We start from the raw sequence: 21194 nt of genomic DNA, 5'->3' as shown, positions 1-21194 counted from the left end.
TCGCCGCTCGTGACGGGCGGCATTTGTCGGACACTGCCCAGGAGCACCGGCATGGCCGGCGGGATACGGGGGTAGCCCGGCTGGACACGCCCCGGACGTGTGGCGCGGCGACGCCGTGCCCGTCCGGGCGTGGACGGCCGGGACGGGCGGTTAGTGTGGCCGTGACCGGGCCATACGGTGACCGACCGGGAGGGGTGGTTTCGTGGCGGCGCAGCGGCCGCAGCTCACCGGGCGCGCGGCGATCCTCGCGGTCGTCGTGTGCGCCATCGCCATGAGCCTGGCCTACCCCGTGCGGGAGTACGTCGCCCAGCGCCGGCAGATCGCCCAGCTGGAGGCGCAGCAGGCGAACGCGCTGCGCAAGCTCCAGAACCTGGAGCAGCGGCGCCGGCGGCTGGAGGATCCGGACTACATCAAGCGCCTGGCCAAGGAGCGGCTGTTCTACTGCGAGCCGGGCGCGGACTGCTACCAGGTGCTCGACGAGGAGCCGGCCGCCGCCGCCAAGGCCGGGACGAAGCCGCCGGAACGGCCCGCCTGGTACGTCACGCTCTGGCGGTCGTTCGAAGCGGCCGACAAGGGGCGGCCCGCCGTACCCCAAGGTCAGCAGCAGAGCCCGGCACCGTCGGCGTCCCCGTCGGCGCCGGCGGCGGGATGAGGGTCGCGGACGCCGCGAGGAGCGGAGGCCGGGGCGGTCGGCCGTCCACGGCGCGCACCGCCGTGCACATCGCGGCGGAAATCGTGAAGGGCGAGGAGATCGACGTGGCGGACGAGCAGACGGCCCACGTGGCCCACGCGGGCGATGTGGACCCGGTGGATCTGGAGGCGGCGCGGGCGCAGCTCGGGCGGCAGCCGCGCGGAGTGCGGGCCGTCGCCCACCGGTGCCCCTGCGGGCTGCCCGACGTGCTGGAGACCGCGCCCCGGTTGCCCGACGGCGCGCCGTTCCCGACCCTGTTCTATCTGACCTGCCCGAAAGCCGCCTCGGCCATCGGCACCCTGGAGTCGTCCGGCCTGATGAAGCGCATGCAGGCGCGGCTCGCCGAGGACCCCGAACTGGCCGAGGCTTACCGGGCGGCCCACGAGGACTACGTCGCCCGCCGCGACCGCGCGGCCGACGAGGAGGGGCTGGAACCGCTGCCGCGCGACATGCAGAGCGCGGGCGGCATGCCGGGCCGGGTCAAGTGCCTGCACGCGCTGGTCGCCCACGAGCTGGCCGCGCCGGGGGTCAACCCGTTCGGCCGGGAGGCCCTGGACGCGCTGCCCGACTGGTGGGCCGACGGGCCCTGCGTGGCCGTGGAGAAGCCGGGAGACCAGGAGGGATGAGCGTGGGTACGAAGAGGGTCGCGGCCATCGACTGCGGGACCAACTCGGTCCGGCTGCTCATCGCGGACATATCTGGAGACGACCTCACCGACGTCGAGCGGCGGATGGAGATCGTCAGGCTCGGCCAGGACGTCGACCGTACGGGACGGCTCGCGCCGGAGGCCCTGGAGCGGACGTTCACCGCCATGCGCGGGTACGCCAAGCTGATCAGGGAACACTCCCCGGACGATCCCGTGCCGGTCCGCGTGGTCGCCACCTCGGCGACCCGTGACGCCGCCAACCGTGCCGACTTCGTGTCCGGCGTACGGGACATCTTCGGCGTGGAACCCGAGGTGGTGACCGGTGACGAGGAGGCGCGGCTGTCCTTCACCGGCGCCACCCGTGGCCTGGCCCGGGCCGGCGCCGCCGCCGAGACGCCCTATCTGGTGGTGGACATCGGGGGCGGCTCCACCGAGTTCGTCGTCGGCTCCCGGTCCGTCGAGGGCGCGCTGTCGGTGGACATCGGCTGTGTACGGCTGACCGAGCGCCACCTGCGCGACGACCCGCCGGGCGCCGAGACGGTGGAGGCGGCCGTCGCCGACATCGAGGCGGCCATGGACCGGGTCGAGGGGAGCGTCCCCGTGCGTACGGCGCGGACGCTGGTCGGCCTGGCGGGCTCGGTCACCACGGTCGCCGGGATCGCGCTCGGCCTTCCCGCCTATGACCGCGCGCGCACCCACCATTCGCGGATTCCCGCCGAGCGGGTCCACGAGGTGTCCGCGCGGCTGTTGCGCATGACGCACGATGAGCGGGCGGCCATCCCGGTCATGCACCCGGGACGGGTGGACGTCATCGGCGCGGGCGCGCTCATCCTCGACCGCATCGTCCGCCGCTACGGCTTCTCGGAGGTCGTGGTGAGCGAGCACGACATCCTCGACGGCATCGCCTGGTCCCTCACCACCTGACCCGACCCGGCGCCGGTCCGGTGTCAGTCGTCGACGGCCTGGTAGAGCGTGGTCCAGAAGTCGTGGATGAGCCGGGTCGAATCCGGCGTGGACGCCCCGACCTGGGTGAGCAGGATTCCGGTGAGCCGCATGGCCGGGTCGGCGTAGGTCGCGGTGCCGCTTCCGCCGTCCCAGCCGAACTGGCCGACGGACGCGTAGTCGCCGCGGTAGGTCCGCACCGCCATCCCGAAGCCCCAGCCGCCGTGCTGCCCCTGGCCGTGGGACACATGGACGTTGTCCCTCGCCATGGCGTCCCGGGCGGCCTGCTGCCCGGGCGTGAGGCGGTTGGTGGTCATCAGCTCGACGGCGGGCCGGGACAGGATCCGCTTTCCCTCGTGCACTCCGCCGTTGAGCAGCATCCGGAAGTAGGCGTGGTAGTCGTCGACGGTGGAGACCAGCCCGCCGCCGCCGCCCTGGAACGCCGGAGGCTCGCTCCACCGTCCGCCCTCGGCCTCGTCCCACACGAGGAACTGTCCGGTCCCCGGGTCGGGGGCGTAGAGGACCGGCAGTCGATCGATCTTGCCGGGGGGTACGTGGAAACCGGTGTCGATCATGCCCAGCGGCTCGAAGACACGCTCGCGCAGGAACTCCTCGAACGACTGGCCCGTGACCCGGGAGACGAGCACACCGACCAGATCGCTGCTGATCTGGTACTGCCAGCGCTCTCCGGGCTGGTGCATCAGCGGAAGCTCGCCCAGGCGGCGCATCCACTCGTCCGGCTCGGGCATCGGCTCCGGCAGGTTGGGCGTGAGGCCCCGCTCGAAGACCGCGTTCATGATCGGAGCGCCCAGCGACGTCATGTCCATGCCGAGTCCGAACGTGGAGGTCAGCACGTCCCGCACCGTGATCGGCCGCCGTGCCGGCACGGTGTCGTCCAGCGGGCCGTCGAACCGCTTCAGCACCCGCCGGTCGGCCAGTTCCGGCAGCCACGGGTCGACCGGGTCGTCCAGCCGCAGCCGGCACTCGTCGAGCAGGACCATCGCCGCCGCGATCGTGACCGGCTTGGACGTCGAGGCCATCCGGAAGATCGTGTCCCGGCGCATCGGCGCGCCACCGTCATGGCGCATCGTCCCGATCGCCTCGACGTGCGTTTCGTCACCCCGCCCGATCAGGGCGACGAGGCCGGGAATCTTCCCCGATTCGACATGCCGCGCCAGCACTTCGCGCACCCTGCTCAGCCCTGCCGCGGACAGGCCGTTGTTGCCGGTTTCCATCATGAATCTCCTTGCGCGCTATTTCGATCTGGGGGTCAGAGGCTGCGGGCGGTGATGTCGCCGTCGGCGGTGGTGGCGTGGATCTCGAGCGCGGCGGTGCCGTCGTTCTCGAGTGCGTTGATGATGCGGCCGTGGGTGGTGCCGGCGTCCATGGAGGCCGGCACACCGGCGGCGGCGGTGACCGAGATGTCGCCGGACTGGGTGCGGAGCACGACCGTGCCGCCCGTGGCCTCGGCGATGGTGATGTCGCCCCGTGCGGTGCTGATCTCCGCGGGGCCGCCCAGCCGGCCGACCGCGACGTCACCATCGGTCGCGGTGAGGCGGAGGCTCGCGGTCTCGTCGAGCTTGATCTGGCGGTACGCGCCTTCGAAGGCGACGTCGCCGAGGCGGCCGACGGTCCGGAGTTCGGCGCCGGCAGCCCGGCCCTCGACGCGGGAACCGGCGGGCAGCTTGACCGTCACCTCGACGGCTCCGGCCGGGCCGAGGTACTGGTTCTTCCCCGTGGTCTCGATCCGCAGGACGCCGTCGGCGTACTCGACCGAGGTCTGCTCCGCGGCCTTCAGATCGCGGCCCTTGGAGGCGTTCGCGGGCAGGACCTCGACGGTGGTGTCGGCCCGGTCCGCGGCGATGACCTGAACGCGTCCCGCGGGGATGTGAAGGACGGCGGAGATCGGGGCGGGGGTGTCGAACTTCTGCATCATGCGCTCCTTGTGCCGTGTTGTTTCTGACAACGGAAACGCTACGTTGCCTTTCAAAGATTGGCAACGTACTCGTTGCGCAAAGCAGGCATTTAGGCAGGTAAGAGCGGTGAAATCGTTGCAACGGCCTTCGATGCTAACGCAATGACGACTGATCGGTCATTGCAATGCAATGAAGCTGAACGCTATGGTGGGAGGCGTCGAGGAACGCCGAGCGGCCGCATGGGCACCCCCGTGGGGCACGAAGGGGGTCGTGATGCCGGGAGGCAGGCTCACCCAGCAGGAGCGCCAGCAGATCGCGGTGGGTCTGGCCGACGGCCTGGCCTACGCCGAGATCGCCCGCCTTCTCGGCCGCCCGACGTCCACGATCACGCGTGAGGTGTCGCGGAACGGCGGCCCCACCGGCTATCGCGCCGAGCTTGCCCACCGCGCCACGCAGCAGCGCACCCACCGGCGCAGGCAGGCCACGCCCCGGGGGCCGCAGGCCTCCCCGCAGCCCTACGGACGCGACCCCGAAGTCGTGCGCGACTATCAGGAGACCCTCACCACCGTCTTCATGACCTCGGGCCTGCCCAAGATGATGGCCCGCGTGCTGGGCTGCCTCTACACCACCGACACCGGCAGCCTCACCGCCTCCGAACTCGCCCAGCGCCTCCAGGTCAGCCCGGCGTCCGTCTCCAAAGCGATCACCTTCCTCGCAGGCCTGGACCTCATCCGCAGGGAACGCGACGAACGCCGCCGCGAGCGCTACGTGGTCGACGACGACCTCTGGTATCAGTCGGTGATCCGCAGCGCCCGGTCCAACGACCAGCTCGCCGAGGCCGCACGGCAGGGTGCCAGAGTCCTCGGCCCCGGCACTCCGGCCGCCATGCGCCTCGAAAACGTCGCCCGCTTCCAGGACTTCATCACCGAAAACCTCATCCGCGCCGCGGAGCAGGCCCGCGAGGTCCTCTACGCCGGAACCGGAACGATCTCGGACGGCGCCGCCACGCCGAGTTCCGATCACGGACACGACATGAGTTAGAGCCGGCCGCGCCGTCTCTCGTCTGCGGGCGGCCCTGCCGGCCGAGCTGCGCTCCGCCTCGGAGCTCGGCGGGTGCGACCGCCGCCTCGGCGTGCGCCGCCCTCGCGGACCGCCCGCACGCCGCCCGCGGCCGGCCGGGCCGGGCCGCTGTGCCACGTTGGTCGCCGGTGGTGACGGCCACCCGGCTGATGCGCGGCTCTCGGACGTGGAATCTTGACGCTATTTCGCATTGCACAGTACTGTGCGGTGCGTGGACAGTAGCCAGCTCCTCAAAGGAGTTCTCGACCTGGCGGTCCTCGCGGTGCTCGCCGAGCGCGACAGCTACGGATACGACGTCGTACGCCGCCTGCGTGAGGCGGGGCTGGAGGACGTCGGCGACGCCTCGGTGTACGGGACGCTGCGGCGGCTCTTCAGGGCCGGAGCGCTCACCTCCTACGTGGTCGCCTCCGACGAGGGGCCGCACCGCAAGTACTACGGCCTGAACGACGTGGGCCGCTCGCTCCTCCAGACCTCGGCGAAGACCTGGACGTCCTTCGCCGCCACCATGAACGACCTGCTCAAGGAGGTCGATCCGGGATGAATCCCCCCATGACGCCCCAGGACTACGCCACCGCCGTACGCGAGGCGCTCGCCGATCTTCCCGCTCGTGACAGGGACGCGCTGCTGGAGGACCTGGACGAGCACCTCGCCGAGGTCGCCGCCGAGCCGGGAATGTCGCTGGAGGAACGGCTCGGCAGCCCCGAGACGTACGCGGCAGAGCTTCGGGCCGCCTACGGCGGGCGGCCTTCGGGCGGTGGCTCCTCCCTGGGCGGGCGGCTGCGCGAGAGCATGAGCCGAGCAGTCCGGCGGGTTCACACGCGGCTGCTCGTGCTGCCGCCCTACCGCCAGGCCGCCGCCTTCGCCCCCGAGCTGCGTCCCGCGTGGTGGGTGCTGCGGGGCTATGCGATCGCGCTGGGCGTGCTCGCGCCGATCAGCGCCCCGGGCCTCATTCCCGGCGACCTCCCCGCCTGGGTGTTCACGCTGGCGGTCATCTGGGGCTCGGTGTGGCTGGGCCGGCGGGGCCGCGTGCGGCCGTCGCGCTGGGGCCGCGTGCTGCTGCTCGGGGCCAACCTGCTGGCCGCGGTCCTCGTGATCACGGCGATGGCCGACGTCCCGAGCACGTCGTCGCGCAGCGTGGCGTTCGACTACGGCCCCCAGCCGGAGGTGTACGCGCCGAGCATGCGGGTGGAACGGGTGGACCGGGTGGCCTCGCTGGGCGAGGACGTCTACAACATCTTCCCGTACGCGGAGGACGGGACGCCGTTGCGTAACGTCCGGCTCTACGATCAGGACGGCAACCCGATCATGGTGAGTCCGGAGATGTCCGGCCAGACGATCGACGTCCCCTGTGACGGCGAGCCGCCCATCCGCCACGCCTACCCGTTGCCGCTGCGGCCCGTGGAGTACCGCGCCGGGGCGACCTGCGCGCCCGCCGCACCGGCCCCCACATCGTCGCCCGCGTCGTCGCCCACGCCCTTCGCGACGCCCTCCTCCTCACCTTCCGCCGAGCCCTCACCCTCCGCCGAGCCGTCGCCCTCCGCCACACCGTCCCGCCGGCACCGGTAGGGGGACGGACGGAGCCGGGGGCGGAACGTCAGGCGCGCAGGCGGACCGGAAGCGAGAACAGGCCGCGCATGATGGCGCTCGGCCACCACGTCAGGTCCGCGGGGTCTGCGGCGAGCGCCAGATCGGGGAACCGTTCGAGGACCCGGCCGATCGCGACCTCTCCCTCCACCTTGGCCAGGGCCGCGCCGACGCAGTAGTGCGGGCCCCGGCCGAAGGCGAGATGCGGTTCGCCGATCCGGCCGGGGGAGAACGCGTCCGGGTCGGCGAACGCCGCCGGGTCGCGGTTGGCCGCCAGCAGTGAAACGAGGATGGCCTCCCCGGGCAGCATCTCCTGGCCGCCGATCACCACGGGCTCGGTGGGAAAGCGCCAGGTGGCGTTCCGTACGGGGCCGTCGTAGCGCAGCATCTCGTCGATGAAGTCCGGCAGCAGGGAGGGGTCGGCGCGCAGGGCCGCCGCCTGGCCGGGATGCCTCAGCAGCGCGAGCAGACCGTTCCCGACCAGCGCCACGGTCGTCTCGTGGCCCGCGATGAGCAGCAGGAACGCGGTCGAGGTCAGCTCGTCCTTGTCGATCTCGCCCTGGTTCGACCGCCGTACGAGGTCGGTGAGCAGGTCGTTGCCCGGCCGGGAGCGCTTCAGTTCGACCAGGTCGGCCAGGAAGGCCTCCAGGGCGTCCGTGGCACGGGCGATCTCCTCGACCTCGGACGCCGCCGCGGAGTCGATGACGGAGGCGTGGTGATGGAAGGTGGCCCGGTCCTCCTCGGGCACGCCGAGCAGGTCGCAGATGATCGTGATCGGCAGGGGATAGGCGAGGCCGGTGATCAGGTCCGCCTCCGGGCCGTCGAGGCGGTCGAGCAACGCGTCGGTCACCTCCAGCGCCCGGGTGCGCAGCGCCGCCATCCGCCGGGGCGTGAAGGCGGTGCTCACGAGCCGCCGCAGCCGCGCGTGGTCGGCTCCGTCGGCGTTCAGCATGTGGCGGGCGAGCCCCGGCCTGTGGTCCAGGGGCAGGCCGAGACCGGCGGCCCGCCACTCGGGTGAACCGGCCGCGGGGTCCTTGGCGAGGGCGGGATGGGTCAGCGCCGTCACGGCGTCCTCGTACCGCGTGACCAGCCACGCCTCGCAGCCGGGCAGCGGCACGCGGGTCACCGGCGCGTTCCGGCGCAGCCAGTCGTAGGCGGGATAGGGGTCGGCGTCGAAGGCGGGGCCGAACAGCGGAGGACATGAGTCGGTGGACACGGGCGGTACGTACCCACCTCCGGCACGACGGAAAAGATTGAAATCTTCCTCTGTGTGACCTCGTTGTGGCCCATTCCGGGATGAGCGGTCACCGCGACACGCGCTCGCGAACCGCGCGGGACGGTCGGGGTGCCCTCGCCGCGAGGGCCGGATTCCGGCCGACGCATCCCCTTTCACCTGGCACGATCGGTGTCATGAGCTTCGTTCCTCCCGGTTCCGGCTGGCCGGGCGACCCCGCACGCCCGGACACCCCCGTCGCCCACGACGCTGACGAAGTCGCCAAACTGGCGGCCGAGAGCCGTACGCTCGCGGACCTGACGGCCAGGCAGTCGGTGTGCCGCGCCTGCCCGCGTCTCGTCGAGTGGCGCGAGGAGGTCGCCGACGTCAAACGGCGGGCGTTCGCGGACGAGACCTACTGGGGCCGGCCGATCGCGGGCTGGGGTGACGAGAAGCCGCACACGCTCATCGTCGGGCTGGCGCCCGCCGCGCACGGCGGCAACAGGACCGGCCGGATCTTCACCGGCGACCGCAGCGGCGACTGGTTGTTCGCGTCGCTGTACCGCACCGGACTCGCCGCGCAGGAGACCAGCGTTCACGCGGGGGACGGGCAGCGGCTCATCGGCGCGCGGATGATGGCCGCGGTGCGGTGCGCGCCGCCCGCCAACAAGCCCACCCCCGAGGAGCGTGACACCTGTTTCCCCTGGCTGGCCAGGGAGCTCACGCTGGTGGCAGGAACGGCCCGGGTGATCGTGGCGCTCGGCGGCTTCGCCTGGCAGGCGGTGTGGCCCGCGCTGCGCGCGGCCGGGTTCACGCTGCCGTCCCGCAGACCGCCCTTCGGGCACGCCGTGGAGGTGCCCGTCGCCCACGGAGCGACTCCGATCACGCTCATCGGCTGCTATCACCCCAGCCAGCAGAACACCTTCACCGGCCGGGTCACCGCGGACATGCTCGACGCGGTCTTCTCCCGCGCCGTCGCCCTGGGGACCGCCTTGTGAACCACTTCACAAGTGTGAAGTCGATCACTTAGGAAAGATTCCGGGAATTTTCCCGAGAAATCTCAGTCGCAGATGACAAAGTGGTGAAAATCACTGGACCTTCGGCCGTGGTGGATTGGTGTCATTGCCAACTCGTGACGTAGGCTTGTGAATGCTTTCACAAGCTTGGGAGGGCATCGTGGCAGACCGCAACTGGAAGCACGTCGTCATCGTCGGCGGTGGATACGTGGGCCTTTACACGGCTCTTCGTCTCCAGCGCACGCTCCGCCGAGAGCTGCGCGACGGCAGCGTGCGGATCACGCTCATCGACCCGCAGTCGTACATGACCTACCAGCCGTTCCTCCCGGAGGCGGCGGCCGGCAACATCTCGCCGCGCCACGTCGTGGCCCCGCTGCGCCGGGTGCTGCCCAAGGTGCGAATCCTCAACGGCAAGGTCTCCAAGGTGCACCACGAGGCGCGCACGCTGACCTTCGAGCCCGCCGCGGGCCAGTCCCGGGAGATCGAGTACGACGTCGTCGTCATGGCGGCCGGCTCGATCTCGCGTACGCTGCCGATTCCCGGCCTCGAGGACGCGGCCATCGGCTTCAAGACCGTCGGCGAGGCCATCGCGCTGCGCAACCGGGTCATCGCCCTCCTTGACCGGGCCGAGTCGAGCGACGACGAGGATGTGCGCCGCCGCGCGCTGACCTTCGTCGTGGTCGGCGGCGGCTTCGCGGGCATCGAGGCCCTCGCCGAGCTCGAGGACATGACCGAGGACGCGATCAAGTACTACCCGAGCATCGACAAGAAGGACCTGCGCTGGGTCCTGATCGAGGCGTCCAACCGCATCCTGCCCGAGGTCGGTCCCGAGATGGGCGAGTGGACCGCCGAGCAGCTGCGCGAGCGCGGCATCGAGCTCAAGATGGAGACGTTCCTGCAGTCGTGCGAGGGCGGCCTGGTCAAGACCTCGGACGGTGACGAGTTCGAGTCGGCCACGATCGTCTGGACCGCCGGCGTCAAGCCCAGCCCGATCGTCAACTCCACCGACCTGCCGGTCGACGAGCGCGGCAGGATCAAGACCACGACGCGCCTGACGGTCGCGGGCGTCAAGGGCGCCTTCGCCGCCGGTGACATCGCGGGTGTTCCCGACATGACCAACCCCGGCCAGTACTGCGCGCCCAACGCCCAGCACGCCGTACGGCAGGCCAAGGTCCTCGGCGACAACATCACCGCGTACCTGCGCGGGGAGAAGCTGCAGGACTACCGGCACAAGTACGCCGGGTCGGTCGCCGGTCTCGGCCTGTACCGGGGCGTCGCCAACGTCTACGGCATGAAGCTGCGCGGTTTCCCGGCCTGGTTCATGCACCGCACCTACCACCTGTCGCGCGTCCCCACGGCCAACCGGAAGGTCCGCGTGGTGATGGACTGGACGCTGTCGCTGTTCTTCAAGCGGGAGACCGTCTCCCTCGGGGAGATCGAGCACCCGCGCGACGAGTTCAGGGCGGCGGCGAAGAGCGGCCTCAAGCGCTGATCCGCTGGGCGGAAACGGCTTTGGCAACGCGACATCGGGACACCGGACACGGCCTGGCGGCACACACCGCTGGGCCGTTCCGTGTTCCTGCGCTCTGACGTGCTGCTGTGATGGAGGGGAGAGAAGGTGCGGACGGTCTCCAGGACCTTGACCGGGCGGCGGCCAGGGGCGCCGTTCGCGCGCTGCGGAAAGGGGGACAAGCCGCGTAAGACGTAACTTGCTTACAGAGGAGTGATCCGTGACATATGATCGCGGCGCCCCCGTAGCCCAATGGCAGAGGCAAGCCCCTTAAAAGGGCTGTGGTGTGGGTTCGAGTCCCACCGGGGGCACCAGCGCCCGGCAGCGCACCTTGGCATCGACACGAGCGGGTAGCACGACGCCCTTGGCGTCGAACTCGGCCCCGTTGCACCGGCCGCGTACCCGAAGGTATAGCCCGTCATCGGAGAACCGCGGGCGAGATCACCGCTGATACCAAAGTGTCTTTGGAGTTGCTATGGCAACTCGAGATGCCAACTTGACTGCTGATACATCGATGACCCCCCGAAGAGGGGAATAGTCCTGTATGTCCGATTCGGGAGGCTTTCAGGCGTGCTCATGCGGCGCTGCAGAGGCCCCGACCGGAAGGAATCGCATGTACGGGAAACGAAACAGCATTTTAGGTGCGGCGCTTTTCGGCACGCTCGTGCTGTGGCCGACCCACGGAGCCCTGGCCTCGTCCTCGCCGGTCTCCGGTCTCGCGGCTGCCGCGGCGGCGATATCGCCGCAGGACGACGGGCATGGCCGGGACCACCACCGCGGGCACGACCACCGGGGCCATGACCATCGCGGCCGGGATCACCGCGGGCATGACCATCGCGGGCATGACCATCGCGGGCACGACCACCGGGGCCATGACCATCGCGGGCACGACCACCGCGGGCACGACCACCGGGGCCACGACCACCGCGGGCACGACCACCGGGGCCACGACCACCGGGATCATGACCATCGCGGCCGGGATCACCGCGGGCATGACCATCGCGGGCATGACCACCGGGGCCACGACCACCGGGATCATGACCATCGCGGGCACGACCACCGGGGCCATGACCATCGCGGGCACGACCACCGGGGCCACGACCACCGCGGGCACGACCACCGCGGGCACGACCACCGCGGGCACGACCACCGCGGGCACGACCACCGCGGGCATGACCACCGCGGGCATGACCACCGCGGGCATGACCACCGCGGGCACGACCACCGGGGCCACGACCACCGCGGGCACGACCACCGCGGGCACGACCACCGCGGGCACGACCACCGCGGGCACGACCACCGCGGGCATGACCACCGCGGGCATGACCACCGCGGGCATGACCACCGCGGGCATGACCACCGCGGGCACGACCACCGCGGGCACGACCACCGGGGCCACGACCACGGGGGCCGGATGCCGAGGTAGGCGACTCGGACCGCATCACCATGGCCGCTCCTCCTTCGACTGGAGGGGCGGTCTTCGCGTGTTTGGCGGGGTTGTGGGCCGGGGTCTCCCGCTGCGTGTTCCGGCGGCGCGGTCGTTGATCCAGGAGGGCCCACCCTGACGGCCGATCGTAGATCTTTTCGTTCAGTTTTGTCATAGGGAGCCCATGCTCGGATACATTCGTGCATGCGTTTCGTCCCTTTTGTCATGATTCTTGCGGGGTTGATGGCAAGCATCGCCTCGCCTGCGTCGGCCATCACTCACGGCTCGGTCGATAAGACCGCGCATCCGGAAGTGGGAGCCCTCATCGGCGAGAAGCCGGAAAGCGACGGCACGTGGTCGTACTGCACCGGCACCCTCATCTCCCCGACCGTCTTCCTCACGGCCGCCCACTGCGGGCACGAGGGCCAGAAGACCGCCCGTGTCTCCTTCGCCAGCCACTACCAGCCCGGCGAGAAGCTGTACACCGGACGCTACGTGGCCGACTCGAGATACAAGGGCGACGCCTATGACCTGGCGGTCGTGATCTTCCCCGAGCCCGTCACCGGCATCGCGCCGGCCAAGCTGCCCACTTTGGGCCTGCTCGACCAGCTCAAGGCCGACGGCAGCCTGAAGACCGCGCGTTTCACCCCGGTCGGGTACGGCTCGCTGGACCCCACGAAGAAGCGGCACGGCTGGCGCTACTACTACACCGACACGCGCAACCAGACCTCCATCTCCTTCAAGCGCCTCGGTAGCAGGTGGCTCGACCTGGCGCCGAACTCCTCGCGCGGGGAGGGCGGAACCTGCTTCGGCGACTCGGGCGGCCCCAACTACCTCGGAGGTCCCGACTCGAACCTGCTCGTGGCCACGACGATCAGCGGAGTGGACGACGCCTGTCGGACGACCAACGTCGACTATCGCCTGGACATCCCCGAGGTCCGGGACTTCCTCGGAGAGTTCGTCACACTTCCCTGATGGTGACCCTGCCGGGCCGCGATGCCGGCTGAGGGGCAGAACCTCGCCCTGCATGTCCTGCGGGCCATGGAGATCGAGCCCGCCCTGCTCGAACGCGACCTCACGCGCCCCGGCCGTCCGGCCGGTAATGCATGCGGATCCCTTCCTCGTGGACCTCGGTGTCCGCTGGGAGCGGCGGCGGCGACGCGTACACCCAGAGGGCACCGGATGAGGGCGATCCGGCAGTACCGGTGTTACCGCAGTGTTTTGGAGTTGTCGGGGTAATCGCAGAGGCCAACTTGACTGCTGGTGCATCTATGACCTCACGGAGAGGGGAATAGTCCCTATAAGTCCGATTCGGGGGGATTTGGGTGCGCACATCGGGCGCAAGCGGGCCCCACGACCAGGAGGAATCGCATGTACGGGAAGAAATGCGGCATCTTAGGTGCAGCCCTTCTCGGCGCACTCGCGGTGCTGCCGGCGCAGACCGGCCTGGCCTCGACAGCAACAATCTCCAGCTCTGTGAGGGCGGCAGTGGCGTCGTCGCCTCAGGAGGACCCACCGGGCATCGCCGAGCGCTGCTGGCGGGAAGGCCACCTCAGATGCTGTCGTTCTCGCCACGGGCGCACGCACTGTCAACCGCTCCACGGCGGCCACCCCGGGCATCCCGTCCATCCGGTCCATCCCGGACATCCAGGGCATCCGGGACACCCTGGGCATCCCGTCCATCCCGGGCACCCTGGGCATCCGGTCCATCCGGGGCATCCCGGGCATCCCGTCCACCCCGGGCACCCGGGCGGCGGCGGACATCCCGGCGGCGGGCAGCATACCCGGGGGCCGCGGTGACCGACCGTAACCGCATCACAATGGCCGCCCCTCCTTTGGGGGGCGGTCCTCCTCGTGGTCGCGGCGGGGCGGACGGCTGCCGTGGGTGCACGGCGGCGTACGCGATATCCGGGCGACCGGCTGACCGGCCTCTGTGGAGGTGAGGGGCAGAAGACCGCACGGGTCTCCTTCGCCCGCCATTACAAGGACGGGGACAAGGTCTCCACCGGTCGCTACATCCCGCGCGTGGACCAACGTCAACCACCGCCTTGGACACCGCCTCCGCCCGCCACTTCCTCGGTTGCTTCGTCACGCGTCCCTGACGCCCCGGTTGGGGGTATAGACGTGTACCCCCATTAGGGTTATAAATGGCTCATGCCTAAGATCAACGTGTATCTGCCGGACGATCTCGCCGAGGCGGTCAAGGAGGCGGCTCTGCCGGTGTCCGCGATCTGTCAGCGGGCGCTGGAGCAGGCGGTCCGCCGTGTGGCCGCCATCCGGGAGAGCGTCATCGGCGATTTCGAGATCGACGACCCCCGGTTGTCGCACTTCACGCCCAGGACCCGCGCCGTCTTCCGGCTGGCGCTGGAACGCGCCCGGGCCGAGGGCGCCTCCGGCGTCGGCACCGAGCACCTGCTCGCCGCGATGCTGGCCGAGGGGCAGAACCTCGCCCTGCACGTCCTGCGGGCCATGGAGATCGAGCCCGCCCTGCTCGAACGCGACCTCGCGAGCCGCCCGTCCGCACCCGCCGGGGCGGCCGGCCGGGAACGGGCCGGGGACGAGGGGGCCCGGAAGGACGGGCCGAGCCGGTTCGACGCGTCCGCGGCGGGCGCCCTCGAACTGGCGGTCACCGAGGCCCAGGCGCTGGGGCACAACTACATCGGATGTGAACATCTGCTGCTCGGTCTGGTCGCGGAGCCCGACGGAACCGCCGGGCACGTGCTGCGGGCGCGGGGCGCCGAGCCCCGCCTCACGCGGCGCGCGGTCGCCGCGGCGCTCGCCGGCTACGTCCACCTCCGGGCTCAGGGACAGGACGCGTCCCAGAACGCCTCTCAGAACCTTCCCCAGAACGCCGCGCAGATCGTGGCGGCGGTCGTTCGTCAGGAGATCGCTCCGCTCCTTCAGCGCGTCGAACGGCTCGAGCGGCACGCCGGAGTCGCCGCACCCGGCGAGGGCGACGCGTCGTGACCGGTCGCGTGCTGCTGCTCGCGACGGGCGACGTCATGGCGTACGCCCGCCACACCGGCCGCCCGGGGCTCGCACTGGCCGCCGACCTGCTGGCGGCCGTGCCCGGGGATCTCGGCGTGGAGGTCGTGACCGAGGACGTGCAGGCCGAGCCGAGCTGGGACACCTCGCCCTCCACCATGCTGCGGCTGGCCCGGCGTGCCCGGTCGGCCCTGCTGAACGAGGGGTTCGACGGTGTGGTCGTCACCCACGGCCTGGACACGATCGAGGAGACGGCCTTCCTCGCCGACCTGCTCGCCGGGCCGGCCGCTCTCCGCGGTGGCATCGTGCTGACCGGCGCCGTGCGCGGGCTGGACGAGCTGTCGAGCGACGGCCCGCGCAACCTCGCGTCGTCTCTGGTCGCCGCCGCCGATCCCGCTCTTCGCGGCGCCGGCGCGGTGGTCTGCGTGAACGACGAACTGCACGCGGCCCGCTGGGTCACGATGACCGACGCGACGGGCGTGGCGGCCATGTCCTCGGCTCCCGCGCCGATCCTCGGCCGGGTGGTGGACGGGCGGGCCGAGCTGACGGCCGTACCTCCGCCGCGACCCCCCGCCGCGCGGGGAGAGCCGGAGACCCACGTCGCGCTCGTCAAGACGTACCCGGAGATGGACCCCGTGCTCCTCACGTCCGTCGTGGACGCAGGGGCCAGGGGAATCGTGCTCGAGGGCACCGGCGCCGGGAACGTCCCGATCACCCTGTACGCGACCATCAGTGAGCTGACGGAGTGGGACATCCCCGTGGTGGTCGCCTCGCGGTGCCGCACCCGGCCGGTCCCGCTGGACGACCTTCCACTGGGCCTGGGACTGGCCGCCAAGGTCGGCGCCGTCGGGGCACGCGGACTGACGGCGGTGAAGGCCCGCTACGCCCTCATGGTGGCGCTCGGCGGGGGCGGGCGGCGGGCCGTCCGGGACTGGTTCGCCGGCCTGTGACCCTGTCAGGCGCGCCCTTGGTTCGCCGGCGCCCAGGTGTCCTCCGGCCCGGGCGCGTTCTCCGGCTGCGACGGCTCGGCGTACGGGCCCGTGGCATGGCCGGTCGCGGCCCGAGAGGGCGCGGCGCCGGCGATCGGCGGGCAGCCGGAGACCGGCAGGCGCAGCACGAACTCGGCGCCGCCGTGCGCCGACTCGGCCGCCACGAGGGTGCCGCAGTGGGCGCGGGCGATGTCACGGGCGATGGCCAGGCCGAGCCCGGTGCCTCCGATGCCTCGGCTGCGCGCCGAGTCCGACCTGGCGAACCGCTCGAAGACGCGCTCTCGTTCGCCCACCGGGACGCCTGGCCCGTCGTCGCCGACCCGCAACTCGACGAAGCCGGCGTCGCGCCGCAGCCCGATCTCCACCACGCTGCGGGCGTGCCGCTGGGCGTTGTCGAGCAGGTTGGTCAGCAGCCGGGCGAGATGACGCGGAGCGGCGTGCATCCTGACCCCGTCCGCGAGCCGGAGGCGCACCGGTATCCGGTCCGTCCGGCGGGCGACCTCATCCCTGACCAGCTCCGACACGTCCACGAGTGTGCGGTCCGGGGCCGTGGCCCCCACCTTCGCCAGCAGGAGCAGGTCGTCGATGATCGCTTCCAGCCGTTCCACGTCGAGCAGCGCGTCCTTGAGCAGCGACCGCAGGTCGGTCTCGTCGGGGTGAAGCTGCGCCTCCTCCAGCTGCGTGCGCAGGCCGGCGAGAGGAGTGCGTAGTTCGTGGGAGGCGTCCGCGGCGAACTCGCGCTGCCGCCGCAGCGCCCGCTCGGTGATCCGCTTGGCCTCCTCGATGCGGGCGAGCGTGCTGTTCACGGTGCGGGCGAGCCGCCCGATCTCGTCGTCCCCGGCCGGTACGGGCACCCGGGTGTCCAGGTCGTTCACGTTGACGGCCGCCAGGTCGCTGCGGATCGCTTCGACGGGCAGCAGGGTGCGCCCGGCGACCTTCCAGGTGGCCCAGGCGGTGAGAAGCACGAGCGCGGCGACCTCCACGGTGAAGAGCAGGTCGAACATCGCGACGGGCGTGAACCCGTCGACGGGACGTCCCGCGTAGACGACGGGGGAGTCCGACCCCGGCGTCACCCGCAGCGCCGACAGACGCAGGCAGCCGATCCCGTAGTGCGGACAGGCCTGCAGATCCTGCATCGGGTCCTGCTGTGACGGCCAGAAGGAGCTCAGCGGGGCCATCCCCCGGGCGGCGGGCGACGCGGCGAGCACTCGCCGGTCGGGAGCCACCACCTGGACCAGGTCGATCCCGGCCACCTGCGGGGTGATGCCGCCGTGGAAATGACCCGTACGCCACGCGGCGGCAGTGAGCGCCGCCTCCTGCCGCGCGTCGAGCCAGACCGCGGTGGAGAACGCCTGCCGGGCCAGAATGCTGCCCAGGATCCCGGTCGGGATCAGCAGCAGGGTGGCGAGCGCGGTGACGAGAACCGTGATGCGCCCTCGGATGGAATGAGGCCGCAACCTTCGCAGTAACGGTGGGCCGCTGACTTTCATCGCCGTCCTCCTCGCGATGACATTCCCCTACGGCACGTGGCGGGCGGCGGCTCACGAGTCCACGTGGCCGGCCGCGTGCCCTGTGCCTGTGACTTGAGAGGTCAGCAACGGCAGGCAAATGATCACTGAAGCGATCTGCCTGGTCAGGCCGCTACTTTTCGGCTTCAGCTCACGCTAGCACTAGACTTGAAGAACTCAACTGAATGAATTATTCAAGTTTTGTCCCTGTGATCGGCGTCGGCCGGTTTCCGGGAGGCGCCGGCGGGAACTCGCCGGAAATCCTGATCGTTACCAGTGTGGTGGAGTGGCGCTCCCGCTTGTAGGGGCACCGCTCCTCGGGCACCATCCCCACTAGGCCGCGCAGCGGCTGATCAGTGAGTCGCGTCCTGGAGGAAGCGAATGGAGAGTAAGAACCCCATATTCAGTCGGCGCGGGGCGGCTGGTCAGCAGGCGTGGGCCGGTCCCACGCCCAGCGTGCAGCAGCTGAACCAGATGTACGCCACGCCCTCGTACGCTCCCCCGGGAGCGCGGACCATGACGATCGACGACGTCGTGGTGCGCGGCTTCATGACCCTCGGCACGCTCGTCGTGTCGGCGGCCCTGGCCTGGTCCCTCGACCTCGGCTGGGGGCTCGCGGCGCCGGCGATGATCGTGGGCCTGATCCTCGGGCTCATCGTGTCGTTCAAGCAGAGCACGAACCCGGCGCTGATCCTCGGCTACTCCGTGTGCTACGGCCTCGCCATCGGTGTGCTGAGCCACATGTACAACGAGGCCACCGACGGCATCGTCCTGCAGGCCGTGCTCGGCACGATGGTCGCCTTCGGCGGCACGCTCGCGGTGTACACGCTGAAGATCTTCCGGCCGACGCCGAAGTTCGCCAAGTTCGTGATCGCCGCCGGGTTCGCCGCGATCGGCCTCATGCTGCTCAACTGGATCGGGAGCCTCTTCCTTCCGGGAGGTTTCGGCCTGCGCGCCGACACGCCCCTCGGCTGGATCTTCAGCATCGCCATGATCCTGCTGGGCTGCTTCTTCCTGCTGCTCGACTTCAGTGAGATCGAGCAGGGAGTGCGGGCCGGCGTGCCGGAGCGCTACTCGTGGCTGATGGCCTTCGGCCTGACCCTGAGCCTCGTCTGGCTCTACCTGGAGATCCTCCGCTTCATCAGCTACTTCACAAGCAACGACTAGCCGTACGAGCGCAAGGGGCGCCGTTCCTTCGGGAGCGGCGCCCCTTTGTCGCTCTATATCAGGATCCGGTGATCGCTGCCGTAACTTTTGATCAACATCTTGTAACAAATCAATGCCGCTGAGGGCTTGTCAAGCGCGGAGCGGTGATGCACTGTGACACAAAGCAGCCTTTTCCGTGGAGGTGCCCATGTCGTTGAACCACTCACCGGAGACCCAGACCAAGCTGATCGCCCGTGTCCCGTCCATAACCGGGCGCGACCTCCCAGAGTGGTTCGAAGCCATCGACAACGGCCCGTCGTTCCTACGCTGCGAAGAGCGGGCCAACTGGCTCGCCGACGAGCACGGGCTGAGCCACGGCTACGCCGCCGCGATCGTCCTCGAGCACGAACGGCGCCGCCGCTTCTAGCGACCGATCCGAGCGCGGGCGGGGCAGCATCGTCCCGCGTCCACAGCACGCAGCAGCAGCGAGCCGCGAGCGGACACGCTCCCGGCAGCCGGGTGAGCTCCCGGCGACCACCCGTCCCGAGTAGCGTCCACAGGCAGCAGTGATGCGCCCGCACCGATCCGGTGCGGGCGCATCATTGTTCTATGGATCTCGACAAGGCGCGTGAGTTCGTCAGGAACAACCACCGAGCGGTCATGCTGACCCGGTACTCAGACGGAAGGCCGCAAACCTCGCCAGTGACCGTCGGCTGCGACAAAGACGGCTATATCGTGATCAGCAGCCGCGAGACGGCCGTCAAGACCCGCAACCTGCGGGAGAACCCGCAGGTCGTGCTCACTGTGATGACCGACGCCTTCTACGGCCAGTGGATGCAGATCGAGGGCACCGCCCACGTCGTCTCGCTGCCGGACGCGATGGAGCACCTGGTGCAGTACTACCGCGACATCAGCGGCGAGCACCCGGACTGGGACGACTACCGCGCCGCGATGATCCGGGACAAGCGAGTGATCATCCGGGTTGAGCCCACCCGCGCGGGCCCCGACTACCACGGCTGAGTCCGTGCCGGTCCCGGCGCGCGCCGGGACCGGCGTCGGCTTCTCCGATCAGGACAGCCGCTCCAGCACCATCGCCATGCCCTGGCCGCCGCCGACGCACATCGTCTCCAGCCCGATGGACTTGTCGTGGAACCGCAGGCTGTTGACCAGGGTGGAAGTGATGCGGGCTCCGGTCATGCCGAACGGGTGGCCCACCGCGATGGCGCCTCCGTTCACGTTGAGCCGCTCGATGTCGATTCCCAGCTCCTGATAGGAGGGGATCACCTGCGCGGCGAACGCCTCGTTGATCTCGACCAGGTCGACGTCGCCGATCGACATGCCCGCGCGGGCGAGGGCCTGCCGCGACGCCTCGATCGGGCCCAGCCCCATGATCTCGGGCGACAGGCCGGTGACGCCGGTCGACACGATCCGGGCGAGCGGCGTGATGCCCAGCTCGGCGGCCTTGGTGTCGCTCATGACGATCACCGCGGCGGCGCCGTCGTTCAGCGGGCAGCAGTTGCCCGCCGTCACCGTGCCGTCCGGCCGGAAGACCGGCTTGAGCTGCGAGACCGCCTCGTACGTCGTGCCGGCCCTGGGGCCGTCGTCCTTGCCCACCACGGTGCCGTCGGGCAGCGTCACCGGAGTGATGTCGCTCTCCCAGAAACCGTTGGCGATGGCCTTCTCCGCGAGGTTCTGCGAGCGCACGCCGAACTCGTCCTGCTCGCGCCGCGAGACGCCCCGCAGGGCCGCGACGTTCTCGGCCGTCTGGCCCATGGCGATGTAGACGTCGGGCAGCGCGCCGTCCTCGCGCGGGTCGCGCCACACGGGCGCGCCGCCCTTCGCGGTCTCCTCCGTCCGCGCCTTCGCCTCGTCGAACAGCGGGTTCTGCGCCTGCGGCATGTCGGAGCTGCCGTTGGTGAAGCGGGAGACGGTCTCGACCCCTGCCGAGACGAACACGTCACCCTCGCCGGCCTTGATGGCGTGGAACGCCATCCGCGTCGTCTGCAGAGAGGAGGAGCAGTAGCGGGTCACGGTGGTGCCCGGCACCGTGTCGAGCCCGAGCATCACGGAGACCACGCGCGCCATGTTGTGGCCCTGCTCGCCGCCGGGGAGCCCGCAGCCCAGCATGAGGTCGTCAACGTCGTTCGGGTCGAGCTGCGGCACCTTCGCCAGCGCGGCGCGGATCATCTGCACGGTCAGGTCCTCCGGGCGGATGTCCTTGAGTGACCCCTTGAAGGCGCGGCCGATCGGCGAACGCGCGGTCGCCACGATGACTGCCTCGGGCATGTGACTCTCCTGCCTGATCTCGTGCCCCTCCACCAGGGTTCGCGGGGCCTCCTCCCCGGAGGTTACCCCTCGGTACGCCCCTCGCCACGTCTCGGACCCCACGCACCAGAACTTTGTACTGATGCACAGTGTTTCCCGCTTCACCGTCGGGGCGCTCACTTCCGATGTCTTCCCTCGTCGTTCGGGAGTTCGTTCCTCACTCCCTCTCTCCTCAGTCCAGACACCGGCGCACCCCGACGGCTCGCTCGGTGGTTCC

The 21194-nt window shown here is 70.5% G+C and carries 20 protein-coding genes and 1 tRNA gene; 15 read left to right on the top strand and 6 right to left on the bottom strand.

Translation table 11 applies throughout. From position 1 onward, the window contains the following. The first annotated feature begins 202 nt into the window (after positions 1–202). The 3 genes from ACQPZZ_RS35530 (at position 203) to ACQPZZ_RS35520 (ending at position 2261) form a co-directional block, all read left to right on the top strand. Positions 203–652, top strand: coding sequence for an FtsB family cell division protein (locus ACQPZZ_RS35530; protein ID WP_363644824.1), 450 nt, complete (start codon positions 203–205; stop codon positions 650–652). Between the two features lie 128 nt (positions 653–780). Continuing rightward, positions 781–1317 (top strand): DUF501 domain-containing protein, encoded by a 537-nt coding sequence (locus tag ACQPZZ_RS35525; RefSeq protein ID WP_432934654.1) that lies wholly within the window; start codon positions 781–783, stop codon positions 1315–1317. 2 nt (positions 1318–1319) lie between these two features. Continuing rightward, positions 1320–2261, top strand: a complete 942-nt coding sequence (locus ACQPZZ_RS35520) for an exopolyphosphatase (RefSeq protein ID WP_432926323.1) — start codon at positions 1320–1322, stop codon at positions 2259–2261. A 23-nt stretch (positions 2262–2284) separates the two neighbouring features. On the opposite strand, the gene ACQPZZ_RS35515 is transcribed toward ACQPZZ_RS35520, so the two are convergent. Together ACQPZZ_RS35515 and ACQPZZ_RS35510 are read right to left on the bottom strand one after the other, a co-directional pair. After that, positions 2285–3514, bottom strand: coding sequence for a serine hydrolase domain-containing protein (locus ACQPZZ_RS35515; RefSeq protein WP_432934652.1), 1230 nt, complete (start codon positions 3512–3514; stop codon positions 2285–2287). Between the two features lie 35 nt (positions 3515–3549). Further along, positions 3550–4212: a DUF4097 family beta strand repeat-containing protein gene (locus ACQPZZ_RS35510; RefSeq protein WP_432926321.1), complete on the bottom strand. Its 663-nt coding sequence runs from the start codon at positions 4210–4212 to the stop codon at positions 3550–3552. A 256-nt stretch (positions 4213–4468) separates the two neighbouring features. On the opposite strand from ACQPZZ_RS35510, the gene ACQPZZ_RS35505 reads away from it, so the two are divergent. The 3 genes from ACQPZZ_RS35505 to ACQPZZ_RS35495 all read left to right on the top strand — a co-directional run bounded on the left by ACQPZZ_RS35505 (position 4469) and on the right by ACQPZZ_RS35495 (position 6841). Beyond that, positions 4469–5236, top strand: coding sequence for a helix-turn-helix domain-containing protein (locus tag ACQPZZ_RS35505; protein WP_432934650.1), 768 nt, complete (start codon positions 4469–4471; stop codon positions 5234–5236). Positions 5237–5486: 250 nt separating this feature from the next. Continuing rightward, positions 5487–5816 carry a PadR family transcriptional regulator gene (locus ACQPZZ_RS35500; protein WP_432926319.1) on the top strand — a complete coding sequence of 110 codons (330 nt, stop codon included), beginning with the start codon at positions 5487–5489 and terminating at the stop codon, positions 5814–5816. Then, positions 5813–6841, top strand: a complete 1029-nt coding sequence (locus ACQPZZ_RS35495) for a DUF1700 domain-containing protein (protein ID WP_432926317.1) — start codon at positions 5813–5815, stop codon at positions 6839–6841. Before ACQPZZ_RS35500 ends, ACQPZZ_RS35495 begins: the two co-directional genes overlap by 4 nt. 28 nt (positions 6842–6869) lie before the next feature. Here ACQPZZ_RS35495 and ACQPZZ_RS35490 read toward each other — a convergent pair whose 3' ends face one another. Continuing rightward, positions 6870–8075 (bottom strand): cytochrome P450 family protein, encoded by a 1206-nt coding sequence (locus ACQPZZ_RS35490; protein WP_432926315.1) that lies wholly within the window; start codon positions 8073–8075, stop codon positions 6870–6872. A 194-nt stretch (positions 8076–8269) separates the two neighbouring features. Here ACQPZZ_RS35490 and ACQPZZ_RS35485 point away from each other — a divergent pair, with 194 nt between their 5' ends. The 3 genes from ACQPZZ_RS35485 (at position 8270) to ACQPZZ_RS35475 (ending at position 10912) form a co-directional block, all read left to right on the top strand. Beyond that, entirely contained in the window at positions 8270–9070 is an 801-nt protein-coding gene (locus tag ACQPZZ_RS35485) for a uracil-DNA glycosylase (protein WP_432926313.1), read from the top strand. A 151-nt stretch (positions 9071–9221) separates the two neighbouring features. Beyond that, a complete protein-coding gene (locus ACQPZZ_RS35480) occupies positions 9222–10580 on the top strand; it encodes an NAD(P)/FAD-dependent oxidoreductase (RefSeq protein ID WP_432926311.1) in 1359 nt (452 codons plus the stop codon). A 256-nt stretch (positions 10581–10836) separates the two neighbouring features. Then, positions 10837–10912: transfer RNA gene (locus tag ACQPZZ_RS35475), tRNA-Leu, on the top strand. A gap of 323 nt (positions 10913–11235) precedes the next feature. Here the strand turns inward: ACQPZZ_RS35475 and ACQPZZ_RS35470 are convergent. Continuing rightward, positions 11236–12003: a hypothetical protein gene (locus ACQPZZ_RS35470; RefSeq protein ID WP_432926309.1), complete on the bottom strand. Its 768-nt coding sequence runs from the start codon at positions 12001–12003 to the stop codon at positions 11236–11238. A gap of 333 nt (positions 12004–12336) precedes the next feature. On the opposite strand from ACQPZZ_RS35470, the gene ACQPZZ_RS35465 reads away from it, so the two are divergent. The 3 genes from ACQPZZ_RS35465 (at position 12337) to ACQPZZ_RS35455 (ending at position 15959) form a co-directional block, all read left to right on the top strand. After that, positions 12337–12999: a trypsin-like serine protease gene (locus tag ACQPZZ_RS35465; protein ID WP_432926307.1), complete on the top strand. Its 663-nt coding sequence runs from the start codon at positions 12337–12339 to the stop codon at positions 12997–12999. A gap of 1179 nt (positions 13000–14178) precedes the next feature. Then, positions 14179–14991, top strand: a complete 813-nt coding sequence (locus tag ACQPZZ_RS35460; protein WP_432926305.1) for a Clp protease N-terminal domain-containing protein — start codon at positions 14179–14181, stop codon at positions 14989–14991. Then, on the top strand, positions 14988–15959 hold the full coding sequence (locus ACQPZZ_RS35455; protein ID WP_432926303.1) for an asparaginase: 972 nt from the start codon (positions 14988–14990) through the stop codon (positions 15957–15959). Before ACQPZZ_RS35460 ends, ACQPZZ_RS35455 begins: the two co-directional genes overlap by 4 nt. A 5-nt stretch (positions 15960–15964) precedes the next feature. Here ACQPZZ_RS35455 and ACQPZZ_RS35450 read toward each other — a convergent pair whose 3' ends face one another. Further along, positions 15965–17455, bottom strand: coding sequence for a sensor histidine kinase (locus tag ACQPZZ_RS35450; protein WP_432926301.1), 1491 nt, complete (start codon positions 17453–17455; stop codon positions 15965–15967). A 432-nt stretch (positions 17456–17887) separates the two neighbouring features. On the opposite strand from ACQPZZ_RS35450, the gene ACQPZZ_RS35445 reads away from it, so the two are divergent. From ACQPZZ_RS35445 to ACQPZZ_RS35435, 3 genes are all read left to right on the top strand, one after another. After that, positions 17888–18673, top strand: coding sequence for a Bax inhibitor-1/YccA family protein (locus tag ACQPZZ_RS35445; RefSeq protein ID WP_432926299.1), 786 nt, complete (start codon positions 17888–17890; stop codon positions 18671–18673). 187 nt (positions 18674–18860) lie between these two features. Further along, positions 18861–19079, top strand: coding sequence for a DUF4287 domain-containing protein (locus tag ACQPZZ_RS35440; RefSeq protein WP_142619963.1), 219 nt, complete (start codon positions 18861–18863; stop codon positions 19077–19079). Between the two features lie 182 nt (positions 19080–19261). After that, entirely contained in the window at positions 19262–19672 is a 411-nt protein-coding gene (locus tag ACQPZZ_RS35435; RefSeq protein ID WP_363644794.1) for a PPOX class F420-dependent oxidoreductase, read from the top strand. A 48-nt stretch (positions 19673–19720) separates the two neighbouring features. Here the strand turns inward: ACQPZZ_RS35435 and ACQPZZ_RS35430 are convergent, their stop codons facing one another. Further along, complete coding sequence (locus ACQPZZ_RS35430; protein WP_432926296.1) at positions 19721–20938, bottom strand: acetyl-CoA C-acetyltransferase; 1218 nt, start codon at positions 20936–20938, stop codon at positions 19721–19723. Between the last annotated feature and the right edge of the window lie 256 nt (positions 20939–21194).

It is taken from the genome of Microbispora sp. CA-135349, assembly GCF_050947365.1.
GTDB lineage: Bacteria > Actinomycetota > Actinomycetes > Streptosporangiales > Streptosporangiaceae > Microbispora.
This window is presented reverse-complemented; position numbering and strand designations above follow the sequence as displayed.

Coding starts and splice junctions, on each gene's coding strand:
- ACQPZZ_RS35515 (WP_432934652.1), bottom strand. CDS start 3,514: ATGGAAACCGGCAACAACGGCCTGTCCGCGGCAGGGCTGAGCAGGGTG.
- ACQPZZ_RS35510 (WP_432926321.1), bottom strand. CDS start 4,212: ATGCAGAAGTTCGACACCCCCGCCCCGATCTCCGCCGTCCTTCACATC.
- ACQPZZ_RS35505 (WP_432934650.1), top strand. CDS start 4,469: ATGCCGGGAGGCAGGCTCACCCAGCAGGAGCGCCAGCAGATCGCGGTG.
- ACQPZZ_RS35495 (WP_432926317.1), top strand. CDS start 5,813: ATGAATCCCCCCATGACGCCCCAGGACTACGCCACCGCCGTACGCGAG.
- ACQPZZ_RS35485 (WP_432926313.1), top strand. CDS start 8,270: ATGAGCTTCGTTCCTCCCGGTTCCGGCTGGCCGGGCGACCCCGCACGC.
- ACQPZZ_RS35480 (WP_432926311.1), top strand. CDS start 9,222: ATGCTTTCACAAGCTTGGGAGGGCATCGTGGCAGACCGCAACTGGAAG.
- ACQPZZ_RS35460 (WP_432926305.1), top strand. CDS start 14,179: ATGCCTAAGATCAACGTGTATCTGCCGGACGATCTCGCCGAGGCGGTC.
- ACQPZZ_RS35445 (WP_432926299.1), top strand. CDS start 17,888: ATGGAGAGTAAGAACCCCATATTCAGTCGGCGCGGGGCGGCTGGTCAG.
- ACQPZZ_RS35440 (WP_142619963.1), top strand. CDS start 18,861: ATGTCGTTGAACCACTCACCGGAGACCCAGACCAAGCTGATCGCCCGT.
- ACQPZZ_RS35435 (WP_363644794.1), top strand. CDS start 19,262: ATGGATCTCGACAAGGCGCGTGAGTTCGTCAGGAACAACCACCGAGCG.
- ACQPZZ_RS35430 (WP_432926296.1), bottom strand. CDS start 20,938: ATGCCCGAGGCAGTCATCGTGGCGACCGCGCGTTCGCCGATCGGCCGC.